The 16857-nt window shown below is 67.2% G+C and carries 13 protein-coding genes; all 13 read left to right on the top strand.

The features are described from left to right. Positions 1-325: 325 nt before the first annotated feature. The 13 genes from WKC72_RS39805 (at position 326) to WKC72_RS39865 (ending at position 16727) form a co-directional block, all read left to right on the top strand. A complete protein-coding gene (locus tag WKC72_RS39805) occupies positions 326-1522 on the top strand; it encodes an NAD-dependent epimerase/dehydratase family protein (RefSeq protein WP_370185385.1) in 1197 nt (398 codons plus the stop codon). Beyond that, entirely contained in the window at positions 1519-3465 is a 1947-nt protein-coding gene (locus WKC72_RS39810; protein WP_370185386.1) for a hypothetical protein, read from the top strand. The genes WKC72_RS39805 and WKC72_RS39810 overlap by 4 nt, the downstream gene beginning before the upstream one ends. A gap of 14 nt (positions 3466-3479) precedes the next feature. Continuing rightward, positions 3480-5372: a glycosyltransferase family 2 protein gene (locus tag WKC72_RS39815; protein ID WP_370185388.1), complete on the top strand. Its 1893-nt coding sequence runs from the start codon at positions 3480-3482 to the stop codon at positions 5370-5372. Between the two features lie 178 nt (positions 5373-5550). Continuing rightward, on the top strand, positions 5551-6411 hold the full coding sequence (locus WKC72_RS39820) for an SDR family oxidoreductase (protein ID WP_370185390.1): 861 nt from the start codon (positions 5551-5553) through the stop codon (positions 6409-6411). A gap of 26 nt (positions 6412-6437) precedes the next feature. Then, positions 6438-7475 carry a LysR family transcriptional regulator gene (locus WKC72_RS39825; RefSeq protein ID WP_370185392.1) on the top strand — a complete coding sequence of 346 codons (1038 nt, stop codon included), beginning with the start codon at positions 6438-6440 and terminating at the stop codon, positions 7473-7475. 123 nt (positions 7476-7598) lie between these two features. Further along, positions 7599-8393 carry an enoyl-CoA hydratase-related protein gene (locus tag WKC72_RS39830; RefSeq protein WP_370185394.1) on the top strand — a complete coding sequence of 265 codons (795 nt, stop codon included), beginning with the start codon at positions 7599-7601 and terminating at the stop codon, positions 8391-8393. Positions 8394-8430: 37 nt separating this feature from the next. Beyond that, positions 8431-9750, top strand: a complete 1320-nt coding sequence (locus WKC72_RS39835) for an MFS transporter (protein ID WP_370185397.1) — start codon at positions 8431-8433, stop codon at positions 9748-9750. Further along, the gene (locus WKC72_RS39840) at positions 9747-10934 is read left to right on the top strand and encodes a CaiB/BaiF CoA transferase family protein (protein ID WP_370185398.1); all 1188 of its coding nucleotides are present in this window, start codon (positions 9747-9749) and stop codon (positions 10932-10934) included. The genes WKC72_RS39835 and WKC72_RS39840 overlap by 4 nt, the downstream gene beginning before the upstream one ends. 73 nt (positions 10935-11007) lie before the next feature. After that, positions 11008-12156 carry an acyl-CoA dehydrogenase family protein gene (locus WKC72_RS39845; RefSeq protein ID WP_370185400.1) on the top strand — a complete coding sequence of 383 codons (1149 nt, stop codon included), beginning with the start codon at positions 11008-11010 and terminating at the stop codon, positions 12154-12156. Between the two features lie 17 nt (positions 12157-12173). After that, the gene (locus tag WKC72_RS39850; RefSeq protein WP_370185402.1) at positions 12174-12938 is read left to right on the top strand and encodes an SDR family NAD(P)-dependent oxidoreductase; all 765 of its coding nucleotides are present in this window, start codon (positions 12174-12176) and stop codon (positions 12936-12938) included. After that, positions 12935-13717, top strand: coding sequence for a crotonase/enoyl-CoA hydratase family protein (locus WKC72_RS39855; protein WP_370185403.1), 783 nt, complete (start codon positions 12935-12937; stop codon positions 13715-13717). Before WKC72_RS39850 ends, WKC72_RS39855 begins: the two co-directional genes overlap by 4 nt. Before the next feature lie 40 nt (positions 13718-13757). After that, a complete protein-coding gene (locus WKC72_RS39860) occupies positions 13758-14909 on the top strand; it encodes an acetyl-CoA C-acyltransferase (RefSeq protein ID WP_370185404.1) in 1152 nt (383 codons plus the stop codon). A 129-nt stretch (positions 14910-15038) separates the two neighbouring features. Beyond that, positions 15039-16727 carry an acyl-CoA dehydrogenase family protein gene (locus WKC72_RS39865; RefSeq protein WP_370185406.1) on the top strand — a complete coding sequence of 563 codons (1689 nt, stop codon included), beginning with the start codon at positions 15039-15041 and terminating at the stop codon, positions 16725-16727. Positions 16728-16857: the final 130 nt, after the last annotated feature.

Raw genomic sequence — 16857 nt, forward strand, 5'->3', positions numbered from 1 at the left:
CTCCGACCCCCAGCGACCCCGCCGGGCATCAAAGAACGCCGAAAGCCCAGATCAACTCCCGTGCAGCGCTATTCCGCGCGCTCGAGCGGACCTCCCGGCGAGGAGGGGCTCCAGATTGACTCGAAGGCAACGAGTTTCGTCGCTCCCCGTGGTTCCCTTTCGCCGTGCTTCCCGTCGGGAATCGGGACCGAAACCTCTTCGAACTTGCAGGATGTCCGGTATTGTTTGCGGTCGAGCGACCCACGCCGACCTGCACGTCCGCAGCCCGGCGGATCCGACGGCGCGCCGTCCCACCGTGCGTCTGCTGATGCAAAGGGTGAGGCGTATGCGGATACTGATCCTCGGAGGCGACGGATTCTGCGGGTGGCCGAGCGCACTGCACCTCTCGGCGCACGGGCATCAGGTCACGATCGTCGACAGTCTGGTGCGGCGCCGGATCGACGAGGAACTCGGGGTGCAGTCGCTCACCCCCATCGAGCCGCTTGCCGAGCGGGTGCAAACCTGGTCTGCGGTTACCGGGCGGGAGATCGGCGTCGTCGAGCTCGACCTCGCCCACGAGTACGAGCAGTTGACCGAACTGTTGGCGGCCGAGCGCCCGGACGCCGTCGTGCACTTCGCCGAGCAACGGGCCGCCCCGTATTCGATGAAATCCCCGGCCCTCAAGCGTTACACGATCGACAACAACCTCAACGCCACCCACAATCTGCTGGCAGCCGTGGTGCAGGTCGGTGTCGACGCCCACGTCGTGCATCTCGGGACGATGGGCGTGTACGGCTACGAGTCGGTGCCGGTCGATCTGCCCGAGGGGTATTTGACCGTCAGCTATCCCGATCGCCATGGCCGCCCGCACACCCGGGACATCCTGTACCCCACCCAGCCGGGCAGCGTGTATCACCTGACCAAGTCGTTGGACCAGTTGCTGTTCCAGTTCTACGCCCGCAACGACGGGGTGCGCATCACCGACCTGCACCAGGGCATCGTGTGGGGCACGCAAACCGACGAAACCGTCCTCGATCCGGCCCTGATCAACCGGTTCGATTACGACGGCGACTTCGGGACGGTGCTCAACCGTTTTCTGGTGCAGGCGGCCGTCGGATATCCGCTGACGGTGCACGGGACGGGCGGACAAACCCGGGCGTTCATCAACATCCGGGACACCGTGCGGTGTATCCGACTGGCCGCCGAGTCCGGGGCGGACCTCGGTGGCCGGGTGCGGGTGATGAATCAGGTGACCGAGACCCACCGGGTCTCCGACCTGGCGTACCTGGTCGCCGAGACGGTCGGAGCGCGTGTCAGCGCGGTCCCCAACCCCCGGGCCGAGGCGGATGAGAACCAGCTCAGCGCGCGCAACGATCACCTCCTCGGGCTCGGTCTCGAACCGACCAGGCTGGCGTCGGGCCTATTGACAGAGTCCGTCGAGATCGCGCAGAAATACGCCGACCGCGTCGATGTGGCCCGCATCCCGTGCACCTCGTACTGGAACCGGGACCGCAGAGCGGTGGCCGCGGAGCAGATCGAGTGAACGGCGGCGACACCCCTCCGGACGACGGCACAGCCCCGGAGAACTCATCCGATGACGGGCGGCCCGGGAAGCCGGCTTCGCCCGAGCCCGGATATTTCCGAGGTGAGCGGGGACGGACCGTCCCGCGGTCGGCCTGGTGGATCCTGGCGGCCGCGGTGGCGCTGCTCCTGGTTTTCGTGCTCGTGCGGCCGTTGTGGTTCACCCGCGATGTCGACGACACCAGTCTCGACGTGCCCGCGGACCGGCACTACACCAAGACGTTGTCGGGGGCCGGATACGACGACGGGGTGTGGCTCACCGACGATTCCCCGTCGACGAGTTTCCCGGTCACCTTCCCGGCCGACTCCGACCGCCGCGAGACCCGGATCCGACTGACCGGGACGACCCAGGTGGCCCAGGACAGCGTCGTCTTCTTGACCGTGCGGATGGACGGGCAACAGGTCTACAAGAGTGAGCTGCCGCGCGGGAGCAACGACCTGGATGTGATGGTGGACGTTCCGAAGGAGCTGTCGAGCGACGGGCAGGTCCGGGTTCAGGTCCAGGTCGAGGGCACCCTGGACGACCGGACGTGCACCCCCGACCATTCCGCGGGTATGCAGGTGCACCTCGACCCCGCGAGCGTGGTCGAGGCGGCCCTGTCCGACCGGGTGCACACCGTGCGGGATGCGGTCGTCTCCTGGGACCGGCGCCTCACCGTGGTGCTCGCCGACCAGAGCGATCGGTGGCGCACCGCTGCAGCACAGCTGGGGATCGCGCTGACCGCCGCCGGATACCAGGTGACCTATGCGGAGACGCTGCCCAGTTCCGGTCCGCAGAATGTGCTGGTCGTCGGCCCCGGCGAGGCGGTGGCCGACCTCGGCTGGTCCGCCCCGGAGGGAGCAGACTCGGGCGCCGCCGACGAGGGCATCGTCCTCGGCACCGTCGACGACACCCCGGTCGTCGGAGTGCTGGCGCCGAACGGCGGCCTGATCTCGCAGTTTCTGACCGACCCACTCGCGGCCACCGCCGATTCCGACCGGGGCGATCCACAGGCGCTCACCAGCACACCGGTCGGCGGGAACGAGGTGACCCTCGACGGGCTCGGCGCCGACACCGCCGTGGTGCAGATCGCCGAGGACCACCGCTGGCGGATCAACTACTCCCTCGCCGACCTGCCCGGCGGACGGCTGCCGCAATCGATTCGGGTGGCCATGACCCTGCCCGCCTCACCGGATGACCTCACCTGGATCCTCAACGCCGAACTCAACGGACAACTCATCGACAGCCGCAGACTCGACCAGGGCGCGCCGCCGGCCGTGATCGCGCTGCCCGCGGCGGCGCAACTGCTGGAGAACACCCTGACGTTGACCGTCCAACGCGACCGCGACCTCGGTGGCTGCGACGTGCGGGTGACCACGTACCCGATCCAGCTGGGCGCCACCTCGGCGCTGATTCTGGGCGATGACCCGGGCTCCGGTTTCACCGGGCTGCCCCGGGCGCTGGCACCCGGGTTCGCCGTCTACTGGCCCGGTGCCCAGGCCGCGAGTGCGGTCGACGAGCTCAACGCCACCGTGCCGGTGCTAACGAAATTCATTCCCACACAGTATGATCCGGTGTTCGTATGGAACTCGCAGCCGGTACCAGGCCGCCCGTTCGTGTTGATCGGCGACAGCCCGGAGGTGACGCCGCCGGTGCGGATCCAGGACGGCCGGATCGTGGCCGGACCCGGGACGGGCGCCCTGAACATTTCGTCGTTCGACGACGGCATGGTCGTCGAAACCGCCACCAGCACCACCGGCGCCGGCGGACTCGTGATCCAGTACGTCGGGGCGCCCGGGACGATCCCACTACCGGCGTTCGGCCCCGAGTCCGCCCGCGTGATCACGGCGCAGGGCAGTGTCATCGTCAACAGCGACGGCACCACCGCCCCCCACATCCCAGCCCGGACGACCGCACCCCGATGAACCGGGACACCCCGATGACCGACGTCAAACCTGTGCCACACGACGACCCCGCGGCGATCACCGACCATTTCCGGTCGGTGGACAGTGCACCCGTGGACTATGCCGTCGACCGGCCCGAGAGCGGCACCAACGGTTTCCTGATCACCTTCGCCGGGTTGTCCATCATCGTCATGTGCATCCGCACGTTCTTGGTGCATTCGGGTTTCGCCCACGTGCCCGGGGACCTGGTCATCCTGTCCGAGGACCGCGGCAAGGTCGTCTTCCCACTGCGACTGTTCCTCGTCATGTTCTTCCTGACCTACGCCATTCATGCCTATTCGAACATCTGGCGCAGGGTCTTCATCGGAGTGTCACTGCTGGGCAAGTACGCCCTGTTCTGTGTCGTCGTCGACACCCTTGCCTGGCTACTCCACGACGCCGGGATCATCTCGATCTCGGTGTTCGGCGCCCAGATGATCTCCGGCCTGATCGCGCTGGCCATCTTCCCGCACACCATCCTGAAGCAAGCCCAGCTCCCTCCCCAGGGCCCGCTGCCCCTCGACCCGCGTATACCCCCGCGCGCCTTCTTTACCCTGGCGGCGTGTTTGGCGCTGGCGATCGCCGGGGCAGCGATCGCGCTGACCGTCCTCTACGACCTCGTTGAAGTGTTGAAGAGCTGGGCGATCCTCGGTGGCCTCGGCGCCGGTGTCTTCCTGATGCAGCAACTGCTGGCCATTTCGACCGCGCTGTTGGGCGTGCGCGCGTTGAAGAAGTCCCGCCGGCATGAATTCGCCCCGCCCACCGCTGTTCTCGTCCCCGCCCACAACGAGGCCCACGACATCGGCGACACCATCGCCGCCGTCGACGAGGCCGCGCACACCTACCCGGGGCGCATCCACCTCTACGTCGTCGACAACGCCTCGACCGACGCCACCCACGAGGTCGCCGAACAGGTCATCGCCGAGTGCACCCACATTGCGGGCACCGTTCTCGACTGCCCGACGCCGGGCAAGGCCCACGCCCTGAACTTGGGGATCGCACACATCACCGAAGAGTTTGTCGCGCGCATCGACGCCGACACGGTGATCGGGCCGGGCTGCCTCGAGACCGCGATGCGGCACTTCGCCGACCCCAGAGTCGGCTGCGTCGGCGGCATCCCGATGCCCCGTGAGGAAAAGACCTGGATCGACAAATGCCGGCTGGTCGAGGTGTACATGCGGCACGGCTTCTTCCAGGTCTCCCTCGACGGCTACCAGGGTGTCATGGGCATCCCGGGCATGTTCGCCGTCTACCGCCGCAGCCAGGTCCTCGCGGTCGGCGGCATGGTCCAGGGCATGAACGGCGAAGACACCGACATCTGCATGCGACTGACCGCCGCCGGCTATCACAGCGTCGCCGACCCGAAAGCGTTGTACTACAGCGAAACCCCCGCCTCCTACGCGCACCTACGCGAACAACGCACCCGCTGGTTCCGCAGCATCTACCACCTCACCGCCCGCAACCGCGCGATCCTGCTGGACCGACAAACGATGATCGGCACCTTCGTGCTCCCATTCAACCTGGTCAACGCCGCCCGACGCGCCATGCTCGCACCCCTGCTCATGTTCGCCGCCATCGCCGGATTCGTCTTCCCCTCGACGTTCACCACGCTGCAATGGCAACCCATCGTCGCCACCATGCTCGGCATGTCCATGATCATGACCGTCGCCGTCTGCCTGATCTGGCGTCCCAGCTCGGTGAAGTACATTCCCGCCTACCTATGCTTCCGCCTGCTACGCAGCTACTTCACCCTCGCCTCCACCCTGAGCCTGCGCTACCCGCCGATGCACCCACGGATCCCCACCCGGATGCTGCGCTACAAGTCGGCGTGGCTCCGCCGACCGCATCCGGCCGCCGAGACCCCGGCCGGTGACCATCATGCGCAATGACCGCCTGGCCGAGACCGACATCGTGCGCCGCGACGGCCAGTTCGCAGGCAACATAGGTGGCCGTCGACTCGGTCCTGTTTCACCGAGCCCCGGCTAAATGGTGCACGGCGATCGATCGCATATTCCTATGTCTTCGAGTCGAATTGCGTCATGGTTTTCCGGTAGTCGACACGATGTGATGGGAGTCCCCATATCGAAGGAGACTTCTGTGAGTTCGAATCTGTCCGGCAAGACCCTGATCATGTCCGGCGGCAGTCGCGGGATCGGTCTAGGTATCGCGCTTCGCGCCGCCCGAGACGGGGCCAATGTCGCATTGCTGGCGAAGACTGCAGAACCCCATCCAAAGTTGGAGGGAACCGTTTTCACCGCCGCGCGTGAGATCGAGGCGGCGGGCGGCCAGGCCCTGCCGGTGGTGGGGGACGTCCGCAACGACGAGGACGTTGCCGTTGCGGTGGCCAAGGCCGTCGCCGAGTTCGGTGGCATCGACGTCTGTGTGAACAATGCGAGCGCCATCGACATCTCCCGTACCGAGGCGCTCGACATGAAGCGCTACGACTTGATGCAGGACATCAATGTGCGGGGGACCTTCTCCCTGTCTCGTGCCTGCATTCCGCATCTGCGTCGGGCGTCGAACCCGCACATTCTGACCCTCTCACCGCCGGTGAACCTGGCGCCGCATTGGCTGGGCAAGCACGTCGGTTACATGCTGTCCAAGTACGGGATGTCGCTCAGTGCACTCGGATTGGCCGAAGAACTTCGGGAGGACGGAATCGCGTCCAATGCGCTGTGGCCGCGGACCCTGATCGCGACTGCCGCCGTTCAGAACCTGCTCGGCGGGCAGAACCGGGCGGATCGTGGTCGAACGGTCGAGATCGTGGCCGATGCTGCCTACGAGATTCTGAACCGTCCTGCCCGGGAGTACACCGGTCACGCGGTGATCGACGAGGACGTCCTGCGGGAGGCCGGGGTCACCGATTTCGGACGCTACGCGGTGACCCCCGGCCTATCGGACCTCGAGGTCGACATCTTCCTGGACTGACCAGCCGGGTGCGCTACCTTGCCAGCATGGATGTGCGGCAGATGGAGTACTTTCTCGCGGTCGTGGACAACGGCGGCATCAACCGGGCTGCGGTAGCGCTCCACGTCGCGCAGCCGTCGCTGTCGCAGTCCATCCGCAAGCTCGAGAGCGAGCTGAAAACAGAGCTGTTCCACCGGGTCGGCCGCGGCCTGGTGCTCGCACCGGCAGGGGAGGCGTTGGTCGGACCGGCCCGTCAGGTCCTGCGGGACATGGAAGCCGCTCAGGCGGCAGTTCGCGAGGTTCGGGAGGTCAAGCGGGGCCGGATCGACATCGCCGCGCTGTCGGACATGTCGACCGACCCGCTCTCGGTGTGGGTCGCACGGTTTCGTGTCCGGTATCCCGACATGCGGCTACGGGTCGAGGAACGCGACGACGTCGCCGGCGTCCTGGAGTTGGTGCACTCCGGCGCCTGCGAACTCGGCGTCACCACACTGCCGCAGCCACAGCACGAGTTCTCCGGACGACGCCTGGTTACGCAGACCTTCGTGCTGGTCCTGCCGCCCGGGACGGAATCCGATCTGCCGGACACGGTCCCCCTCGAAATGTTGGAGGGCATCCCGCTGGTGATGGGTGAACGACGCACCGCCAGCCGCGACTACATCGAGCGGATGCTGCGCGACAGCGGCATCGAGCCATATGTGGCAGTGGAGGTCCCCCAGCGCGGTGCCGTGCTGCCGATGGTGGTCGCCGGCGCCGGCGCGGCGATTCTGCCGCTTCGGGTGGCCCTCGAGGCGCACCAGCGAGGCGCGGTGGTCAAGGAGGTCGTGCCGGCACTCGACCGAGAAATCGGGGCGGTCCACCGGCTGGGCCGGATCAGCGAGGCCGCGGCGGAATTCTTGACCTACTCCGAGGAGTTGGTCCAACAGTGGGAGCGCGCCGTCGGACGCCGTCGGGCGGGCGGTCACCCCTGGATCGAGGCGGCTGCACTGACCGTGGCCGCCATGGAACGCCGCAACCTCGAGGGCTTCCACGGCCAATCGCCGCTCCGGCGCGCACCCCTCGCGCAAGAGCACCCAGATAGATAGGCAATCGCAGTCAATATGGGCAGCTTCACGTCTTTGACCCTGCCGGTTGATCGACCTTAGATGTGATGTAGGCCATCGCCCCAGCGGATTGCGACCTGGCCGACACCCCACAGGAGGTCTTCGATGTCAGCCCACGTCCATTGCGCGATCAGCGGCGCCACCGCAACGATCACGCTCACCAATCCCGAACGCCGCAACGCACTGTCGATTCGAATGTTCGACGAGCTGGGCGCCACACTCCGCGAACTCGAAACCTCGACCACAGTTCGGGCAGTGGTGCTCACCGGGGCGGGTTCGTCGTTCTGCGTCGGCGCCGACCTCGCTGCGCCTGCCGAGAATCGTTCGCTGCGTGGCGATTCCATCGAGGGCGATACCGCGCGCCTGCGGGCAGCGACCCAGGTCGCGGAGCTGCTCTACCGGATGCCGCAACCGACCGTCGCCGCGATCGGCGGTGCCTGCGCGGGCGCGGGCCTGTCCCTGGCGGCCGCCACGGACTTCCGAATCGCCTCGGACACCGCGGTTTTCAACACCGCATTTCTGACCGCCGGACTCTCCGGTGATCTCGCCGGTATCTGGTTCCTCACCCAGGCCCTCGGCGGGGCGCGGGCCCGGGAGCTGTTCCTGACACCGGGCAAGTTCGATGCCGGTCGGGCCGCGGAACTGGGTCTCGTCAGTGCGGTTGTGCCGTCGGATGTGCTCGCCAAGACTGCCGCGGAACTGGCCGATGGACTGGCGGCCTCGGCGCCCCTCGCGATGCGCGCCATGAAGCAGAACCTGATCCAGGCCCAGGCCTGCTCCCTGGGCGACTATGTCACCGCCGAAGTCGACCGCATGGTCCGCTGCTTCCACACCGAGGACGCCACAGAGGCGGCGTCGGCGTTTCTGGGCAAACGCCGGCCGGTCTTTTCCGCCCGATGAGCCCAGTTAAGCGTGCACACCCCCTGGAGTTGACCTGATGACCGTCACGAATTCTCGACGCCGCACACTTGCGGGGACGTCGTTCACAGCGGGGCGGGCGTGGACCGTCACCCTGCTGCTGCTGGCTTTCATGCTCCTGAATTTCGCCGACAAGGCGGTACTCGGGTTCGCCGGTGTCCACATCATGACGGACCTCGGGCTCACCCCTCAGCAGTTCGGACTGCTGCAGAGCGCATTCTTCTGGTTGTTCGCGGCCGGCGCCATCGTCGTCGGTGCCCTGACCGCGAAAATCAATGTCCGCTGGCTCCTCGCGGCGGTGATGCTGGTGTGGATCCTGACGATGCTGCCGCTGCTCGGCCCGGTAAGTTTCACCGTGCTGCTGACCTGCCGGATCGTGCTCGGGTTCGCCGAAGGCCCGGCCTACGCGTTGGCCACCCACGTCGTGCACTCGTGGTTCCCGCCGGAGAAGCGGGCACTGCCCGCCGGCATCGTCACCGCGGGCGCCTCGATGGGTCCGCTGTTCGCGGCGCCGGTGCTGACCTGGGTGATCGTCACCTGGTCCTGGCATGCGGCGTTCGGGGTGCTCATCGCCGCCGGCGCGGTGTGGCTGGTCGCATGGGCCCTGCTCGGCAAGGACGCACCCGAACAGGAACTGCTGAGCGAAGAGTCCGCGGCGGAATCCGAGAAGGCTCTGCCGCCGCAGGCCCCGTACCGGGTCCTGCTGACCACCGGCACCGTCGCCGGCATCGGACTGCTGACCTTCTTCGCCTACTGGGCCACCACCCTCAAGATCGCCTGGCTGCCGCTCTACCTTTCCGACGGTCTCGGCTACGACACCATCACCGCCGGCCGGCTCATCACGATTCCGTATGCCGTCGCTGCCGTTGCCGCGATCAGTTCGGGCTTGTTGTCCAACTGGCTCACCGCGCGGGGCGTCTCGCGCCGGATCACTCGCGGCTACCTGACGGGTGGCCTCGTGGTGGCCGCGGGCCTGTCGATGTACTTCTTCACCACGATCGGCGCGGGCCCGGTGCAGATGGTCCTGATCACGCTGGCATTCTCGCTGAACTCGGCCGCCTACGCGGTTGCCTTCGTCGCAGTGGGCGATCTGGTCAACCCCAAGCAGCGGGGCACGATCCTCGGCGCCCTGGTGGCCTTCTACAGCATGGCCGGCGTCATCGCGCCGCTGGTGCTCGGCCACTTCGTCGGTCAGGCCGCCGACAAGGCCACCGGCTACGGGCAGGGATTCGCCATCACCGGCATCCTCATGGCCGCCGGCGGTCTGCTGGCGATGTTCCTGGTTCGCCCGGAACGCGACCTGATCAAAATCACTACACGAGTGGAGGTTTCCCAGTGAACAAGCCGCTGGACGGTGTGCGAGTGATCGACTTCGGCCAGTTCATCGCCGCCCCCGCCGCAACTCAGGTCCTGGCCGACCTCGGCGCCGAGGTGATCAAGGTCGAGGCCGTCGACGGCGAGGCGTGCCGGATCATCGGCATCTACGGCGAGGCCATCATCCGCACCTACAACCGCGACAAGAAGTGCATCGCTCTCGACCTCAAGGACCCTCGTGGTCTGCAGATCGCCCGAGAGTTGATCGCGACTGCGGATATCGTGGTGCAGAACCTGCGTCCGGGTGTGATGGACGGCCTCGGGCTCGGCGCGGACGCGGTGCGCGCCGCCCACCCGGAGATCGTCTACGCCACGGTCAGCGGATTCGGTCTGCACGGTCCGTCCAAGCAGCGCCCCGGCTTCGACATCGCCGCCCAGGCCGAGAGCGGCATCATGTGGGTCACCGGCGAGGCGGGCGGCGAACCGCAGCGCGTCGGATTCCCGGTCGTCGACGCGGCTGCCGCGCACGTGTTCGCGCAGGCCATCCTCGGTGCCTACATCCGCCGGCTCCGGTTCGGGATCGGTGACGAGGTGGAGGTGTCGCTGCTCGAGGTGGCAGTGCACCTGCAGGGCCCGAACTGGGGCGAGTACCTGCTCACCGGCACCGAGCCGCTGCGCAGCGGAAACGGCCAGCCGGCCGTCGCCCCTGCCGCCGACATCATGCCCACTCTCGACGGCGACATCGTCGTCTCGGCCTATTCCCCAGCTCATTTCGCCGCGCTCTGCCGCCTCATCGATCGTACGGACCTGCTCGACGACCCGCGATTTGCGGACAACCCGACCCGGGTAGCGAACCGGGCGGCGCTACTGGCGGAGCTACGTCCGGCCTTCGGCCGGATGACCCGCGACACGGCGCTGGAACGGCTCGCCCAGCACGGGGTGGTGGCCGGCAGGATCAGCAGCTACGGAGAGGTCCGCAAGAATCCCGACGTGGAGGCCTCGGGCCTGTTCATCGACGTCGCCGGCGCGGACGGCGCGCGGTACACCTCACTCAAGTCGCCGTGGCGCCTCGGCAGCATGGTCGAGCAGACCGGCCTGGGGGCACCGGACCTCGGGCAGCACACCGCGGAACTGCTCACCGAACTCGGATACACCACGCAGGACATCGCCGACCTCGACACCGATGCCGTGGTCCGCGCCGCCCGCTGACACCGCCACATCACTCGGGGGTTCGACAACCGTCGAATCCCAACTTCCACATACCATTTTCAGGAGAAAGACCATGATCAGGGACATCTACACCGAGGATCACGATGCGTTCCGTGAGACCGTCCGGCAGTTCATCGGCAAGGAGATCGTGCCGAACATTCCCGAGTGGGAGGCCGCCGGGATCGTCCCGCGCGAGCTGTTCACCAAGGCCGCCGAGATCGGCATCAACGGGTTGCAGATCCCCGAGGAGTACGGCGGCGGGGGAGTGGACAGCTTCCGATTCAACGCCGTCGTGCTCGAGGAAAACGGCTATGCGGCAGCGACACTGGGTGGCCTTCAGGTCCACCTGAGCACGGTCCTCCCGTATTTCCTGGAGTTCGCGAACGACGAGCAGAAGGCGCGCTGGTTCCCGGGCTTCGCCAGCGGTGAGCTGGTCAGCTCCATCGCGATGACGGAGCCGGGCACAGGATCGGATCTGGCCGGTATGGCCACCACCGCGGTGCGCGACGGGGACGACTTCATCCTCAACGGCGCCAAGACCTTCATCACCGGCGGCATCAACGCCGACCTGATCGTGGTCGTGGCCCGCACCTCGAAGGGCCACGAGAACCGGCGACAGGGGTTGTCCCTGCTCGTCGTGGAATCCGGGATGTCCGGTTTCACCCGGGGGCGCAACCTCGACAAGATGGGCCTCAAGGCGCAGGACACGGCGGAACTGCTGTTCGACAACGTTCGGGTGCCGGCGGTGAACCTGCTCGGTGTGGAGGGTGAGGCCTTCTCGATGCTCACTGCCAACCTGCCCCAGGAGCGGTTGACCATCGCGGTCACCGCACAAGCGGCAGCCGCCGCAGCACTGAGCATGGCCATCGACTACACGAAGGACCGCAAGGTCTTCGGTCAGCGGGTGGCGGATTTTCAGAACACCAAGTTCGTGCTCGCCGACTGCGCCACCGAACTCGAGGCCGGTCAGGCGCTGGTCGACCGCGCCATCGTCGCACTCGACGCCGGAACCCTCACCGACGCCGACGCAGCCAAAGCCAAGCTGTTCTGCACCGAGATGCAGTCCCGTGTCATCGATAAGTGCCTGCAACTGCACGGCGGCTACGGCTACATGCGGGAATATCCGATCTCGCGGCTCTACACCGACGCCCGCGTCTCCCGCATCTTCGGCGGCACCAGCGAGGTCATGCGAAGCGTGATCTCGAAGTCGTTGGACCTTTGAGACGAAGGAACACAATTATGCGTATCGAAGGCATCAACACGGTGGTCACGGGCGGAGCGTCCGGCCTCGGACGCGCGACGGCGCAACGGCTCCTCGAGGGCGGGGCGACGGTCACCCTGGTCGATCTTCCGACGTCCAACGGAGCCGAGGTGGCGACAGCTCTGGGAGGGGCGGCTTCGTTCGAGCCCGCCGACATCACCGATTCCGAGTCGCTCGTCGCCGCGATTGACGCGGCGGGTGAGCGCGGACCGATCCGGGCTGTCGTGCACTGTGCGGGCCGCGGCCGACCGATGAGGGTACTCGACCGGGACGGAGCAGCGGCCGATCTCGAGCCGTTCGAGACCGTGGTGCGGCTGAACGTGGTCGGCACGTTCAACGTGCTCCGACTGGCGGCCGCGCGGATGGCGACCAACGAGCCACTCGATGGCGATCGCGGCGTCTGCGTCCTGACGGCCTCGGTGGCGGCGTTCGAAGGCCAGATCGGTCAGGTCAACTATGCCAGCGCCAAGGCTGCGGTGGTCGGAATGACCCTGCCTGCGGCGCGCGACCTCGCGAGCGTGGGTATTCGGGTCTGCACCATCGCCCCCGGCACCTTCGACACACCACTGCTTGCCGGACTTCGTGACGACGTTCGTGCTTCGCTCGCCGCCACGGTGCCGCATCCTCGCCGGCTCGGTGACCCGGCCGAATACGGCGCCCTCGCCGCCCACATCATCGAAAACGGGATGCTCAACGGTGAGAGCATCCGCCTCGACGGTGCCATTCGGATGGCGCCCCGATGACCCCGGCCGCCGACACCGAACAGGTGGTCCTCACCGAACGGGTCGGCCGCGTCCTGACCGTCATCATCAACCGGCCCCGCGCCCGCAACGCGATCAATGTTGCTGTTGCCGAGCAGTTGTCCGCGGCGATGGACCTGCTGGACGGGGACAGCGGCCTGTCGGCTGCGGTGCTCACCGGTTCCGGTGACTGTTTCTGCGCGGGAATGGATCTCAAGGCGTTCCTGGGTGGGGAGCGGCCGGTGGTTGCCGGACGTGGGTTCGCCGGACTGGTCGAATCGCCGCCGGCGAAACCGCTGATCGCAGCGGTAGAGGGCCCGGCCCTGGCCGGCGGCTTCGAGATCGTCCTCGCGGCAGACCTGGTGGTGGCATCGACCGCGGCACGGTTCGGTCTCCCGGAGGTCACCCGCGGGCTGGTGGCTGCCGGTGGCGGCCTGTTTCGGCTGCCCCGCGCGCTGCCCCGGACAATCGCACTCGAAGTGGCGCTCACCGGCGGCGAGCTCTCGGCCGAGGCTGCGCACCGCTTCGGTCTGGTGAACCGCCTCGTCGCGCCCGGTGAGGCCCGTACTGCCGCGATCGGATTGGCCGAACAGATCGCGGCCAACGGGCCGCTCGCGGTGACCGCCAGCAAACGCGTCGTGGTGGAGTCACCGGGATGGCCGCAGCAGGAACTGTTCGCCCGTACCCGAGCCGTGGCAGAGCCGGTATTCGGCTCCAACGACGCACGGGAGGGAGCAGCGGCGTTCACACAGCGCCGGGCGCCACTGTGGTCCGGCACCTGAAAACACACCCGAAAACCTCTGTTGAACAAAGGAACACACTATGCGTGACGCTGTGATAGTCGAAGCCGTCCGGACACCGATCGGGCGCCGCAACGGCGCACTCGAAGCCGTTCATCCCGTCGACCTGTCGGCGACGGTGCTGCGGGCGCTCGTCGACCGAACGGGCATCGACGCGGGCCTGGTCGACGACGTGATGTGGGGCTGCGTCGGCCAAGTGGGGGAGCAGTCGGCGAACATCGCGCGCAACGCCGTGCTGGCCGCCGGGTGGCCGGAATCGGTCCCGGGCACCACCATCGACCGTCAGTGCGGCTCGAGCCAGCAGGCCCTGCACTTCGCGGTCGCCTCGGTGATCGCCGGCCACTGCGAGGTGGCGGTGGCCGGCGGGGTGGAGACGATGAGCCGCGTTCCGATGGGGTCGGCAAAACGAAACGGTCCCGGACTACCCTTCGGTCCCGCCGTGGCCCAACGCTATCCGGGCGTCGAATTCAACCAGGGCCGCGGCGCCGAGATCCTCGCCGACCGGTACGGACTGTCGCGGCGAACGTTGGACGAGTATAGCCTGCAGTCACACTCGCGGGCCGCCGCGGCAATCGACGGGGGCCGCTTCGTCAAGCAGATCACCCCGGTAACGCTGCCGGACGGAGCCGTGTTCTCCGTCGACGAGGGAGTCCGGCGGGGCGGCACCGTGGAATCCCTCGGTCAGCTCGAGGCCGCGTTCGCCGAAGACGGAGTGGTCACCGCGGGCAATGCGTCACAGATCTCGGACGGCGCCGCCGCACTGCTGATCATGACCAGCGAAAGAGCGGGCCAGCTAGGTCTTTCCCCGCTGGCGCGGGTGCACGCGGCTACGGCCGTCGGCGGCGACCCCGTCACCATGCTGGCGGGACCGATCCCCGCGACCGCGAAGATACTGCGCATGGCGGGCCTGCGCCTGGACGACATCAGCGCCTTCGAGGTCAACGAGGCCTTCGCCAGCGTCGTCGGAGCATGGCTCGCCGAGACCGGGGCGCCGCCAGAATTGGTGAACCCCAACGGCGGAGCGATCGCCCTCGGCCACCCACTGGGCGGATCCGGTGCCCGACTCGCCACCACCTTGCTGCACCACATGCAGGACGAAGGCCTGCGATACGGGCTGCAGACCATGTGCGAAGCCGGGGGAATGGCGAACGCCACCATCTTCGAAAGGCTCTGACCACCACCCCGACACGCAGGGCCACGGCCGCCCACGACGGCCACCACCCGTTCCGGGCTCGAATCCACGGCACCACCAGGGCGACCTCGACCCCCGGTCGAAATCGATCACAACCGAACAGGAGCAGCGATGAGTCACGTACAGGACCGGATCATTGGCGACGGCGAGCGCACTGGCGACCGAGCAACCCATGACGTCTTCAACCAACCCGAGGCCTTCGGCGGTTACGACCTGTTCTCCCGTGATCGGGCGCTGCAGGCGGCGGTCGAGCGGGAAGGTGCGCAATGGGCGGCGCAGCGCCTCGGACGTTTCGCCCGAGAACTAGCGGATCCCGAGATCATCCGGCACGGGTACCTCGCCAATCGGTATGTCCCTGAACTCGCGACCCACGACAACTACGGGCACCGGATCAACGAGGTGCACCTGCATCCGTCCTGGCACGAACTCATGCGCCTGGGCCGTCGGCACCAGGTACATTCACTTCCCTGGACGGAGCCGCAGGCGGGCAGTCATGTCGCGCGGGCGGCCATGAGTGTGCTGATGGCGCAGATCGAGAGCGGCACACTGTGCCCCCTGCACATGACCTACGCCGGCGTGCCCGTGCTGCGCAACGTCCCCGAACTCAGCGCACAGTGGGAACCGCTGCTGACCGCGAGCGGTTACGACCCCCGCTACCGGCCGGGCTCCGAGAAATCGGCCGCGCTGATCGGCATGGCCATGACGGAGAAACAGGGGGGCTCCGACCTGCGCGCCAACACAACCAGGGCCCGGGCGACCGCAGAACCCGGTGTCTACGAACTGACCGGTCACAAGTGGTTCTTCTCGGCACCCATGGTCGACTGCTTTCTCACCGTCGCGCAGGCCGACGATACGCCCGGACGTATCTCGTGCTTCCTTGTCCCCTTTTGGTTGCCGGACGGCACGCGCAACAGCTTCTCCATCATGCGCCTGAAGGACAAGTTGGGGAACCGCTCCAACCCGTCGAGCGAGATCGAATACAACGGCACCCTGGCCTGGCGCGTCGGCGACGAAGGCCGCGGCGTCCGCACCATCATCGACATGGTGAACCTGACACGGCTTGGTTGCGCCGCCATTTCGACGGGCATCATCCGCCAGACATTGTTCCGTGCCTTGCACCACACCCAGCAACGTGCCGCGTTCGGGACCCGACTGGTCGACCAGCCGCTGATGCGCAACGTCCTGGCAGACCTGGCAGTGGAGTCCGAGGCGGCCACGGCACTGACGATGCGGCTGGCCGGCAGCGTCGACCGCGCCGACAGCGACGAGGACGAAAAGCGTTTCGCGCGGGTCGTCACGGCCATCACCAAGTACTGGCTGGCCAAGCGGGCATCTGCGAATGCGTTCGAGTCCCTCGAATGTCACGGCGGCTTCGGCTACATCGAAGACTCCATGATGCCGCGTTTCTATCGCGAAGCACCGGTGCAGAGCCTCTGGGAGGGCAGCGGCAACGTCATCTGTCTGGACGTCCTGCGAGCGCTCGACCATGACCCCGACGCATTCGAACCCGTCTTCGCGGAAATCGAGAAGGCCAAAGGCCTTGATCGCCATCTGGACCGGACGACGCAGTGGCTGCGCCGGGCGACGTCGGATCGCGCCACCATCGAACCGATGGCCCGTCGTGTGGTGGAGAAGTTTGCGCTGGCACTGCAGGCATCCCTGCTGCTGCGTAACAGCCCGGACTATGTTGCGCAGACCTTCTGCTCCTCACGCCTGGGTGGGGACTGGGGATTCGCGTTCGGCACGCTTGATCCTCGGGAGGATTTCGGTCGGATCATCGAGCGTTCGTGGGGTGAATGACTGCGGCACCGAACCGGACCAGGTGTGCGCCGACGCGTAAGCGCCGGTCACGTGCGCCGAACGCACCGCGCCCTTCCTTATGATCGGTGATGTGGCGTTATGGGAGGGCGCTGTGCGGCTTGACCTGTGG

This window comes from Rhodococcus wratislaviensis (assembly GCF_041228765.1).
Lineage (GTDB): Bacteria > Actinomycetota > Actinomycetes > Mycobacteriales > Mycobacteriaceae > Rhodococcus_F > Rhodococcus_F wratislaviensis.

Excerpts from the sequence above, each read along its gene's own strand:
- WKC72_RS39825 (WP_370185392.1), top strand. The coding sequence starts at position 6,438 with ATGGATGTGCGGCAGATGGAGTACTTTCTCGCGGTCGTGGACAACGGC.
- WKC72_RS39855 (WP_370185403.1), top strand. The coding sequence starts at position 12,935 with ATGACCCCGGCCGCCGACACCGAACAGGTGGTCCTCACCGAACGGGTC.
- WKC72_RS39835 (WP_370185397.1), top strand. The coding sequence starts at position 8,431 with ATGACCGTCACGAATTCTCGACGCCGCACACTTGCGGGGACGTCGTTC.
- WKC72_RS39805 (WP_370185385.1), top strand. The coding sequence starts at position 326 with ATGCGGATACTGATCCTCGGAGGCGACGGATTCTGCGGGTGGCCGAGC.
- WKC72_RS39815 (WP_370185388.1), top strand. The coding sequence starts at position 3,480 with ATGACCGACGTCAAACCTGTGCCACACGACGACCCCGCGGCGATCACC.
- WKC72_RS39845 (WP_370185400.1), top strand. The coding sequence starts at position 11,008 with ATGATCAGGGACATCTACACCGAGGATCACGATGCGTTCCGTGAGACC.
- WKC72_RS39830 (WP_370185394.1), top strand. The coding sequence starts at position 7,599 with ATGTCAGCCCACGTCCATTGCGCGATCAGCGGCGCCACCGCAACGATC.
- WKC72_RS39860 (WP_370185404.1), top strand. The coding sequence starts at position 13,758 with ATGCGTGACGCTGTGATAGTCGAAGCCGTCCGGACACCGATCGGGCGC.
- WKC72_RS39820 (WP_370185390.1), top strand. The coding sequence starts at position 5,551 with ATGGGAGTCCCCATATCGAAGGAGACTTCTGTGAGTTCGAATCTGTCC.
- WKC72_RS39850 (WP_370185402.1), top strand. The coding sequence starts at position 12,174 with ATGCGTATCGAAGGCATCAACACGGTGGTCACGGGCGGAGCGTCCGGC.
- WKC72_RS39865 (WP_370185406.1), top strand. The coding sequence starts at position 15,039 with ATGAGTCACGTACAGGACCGGATCATTGGCGACGGCGAGCGCACTGGC.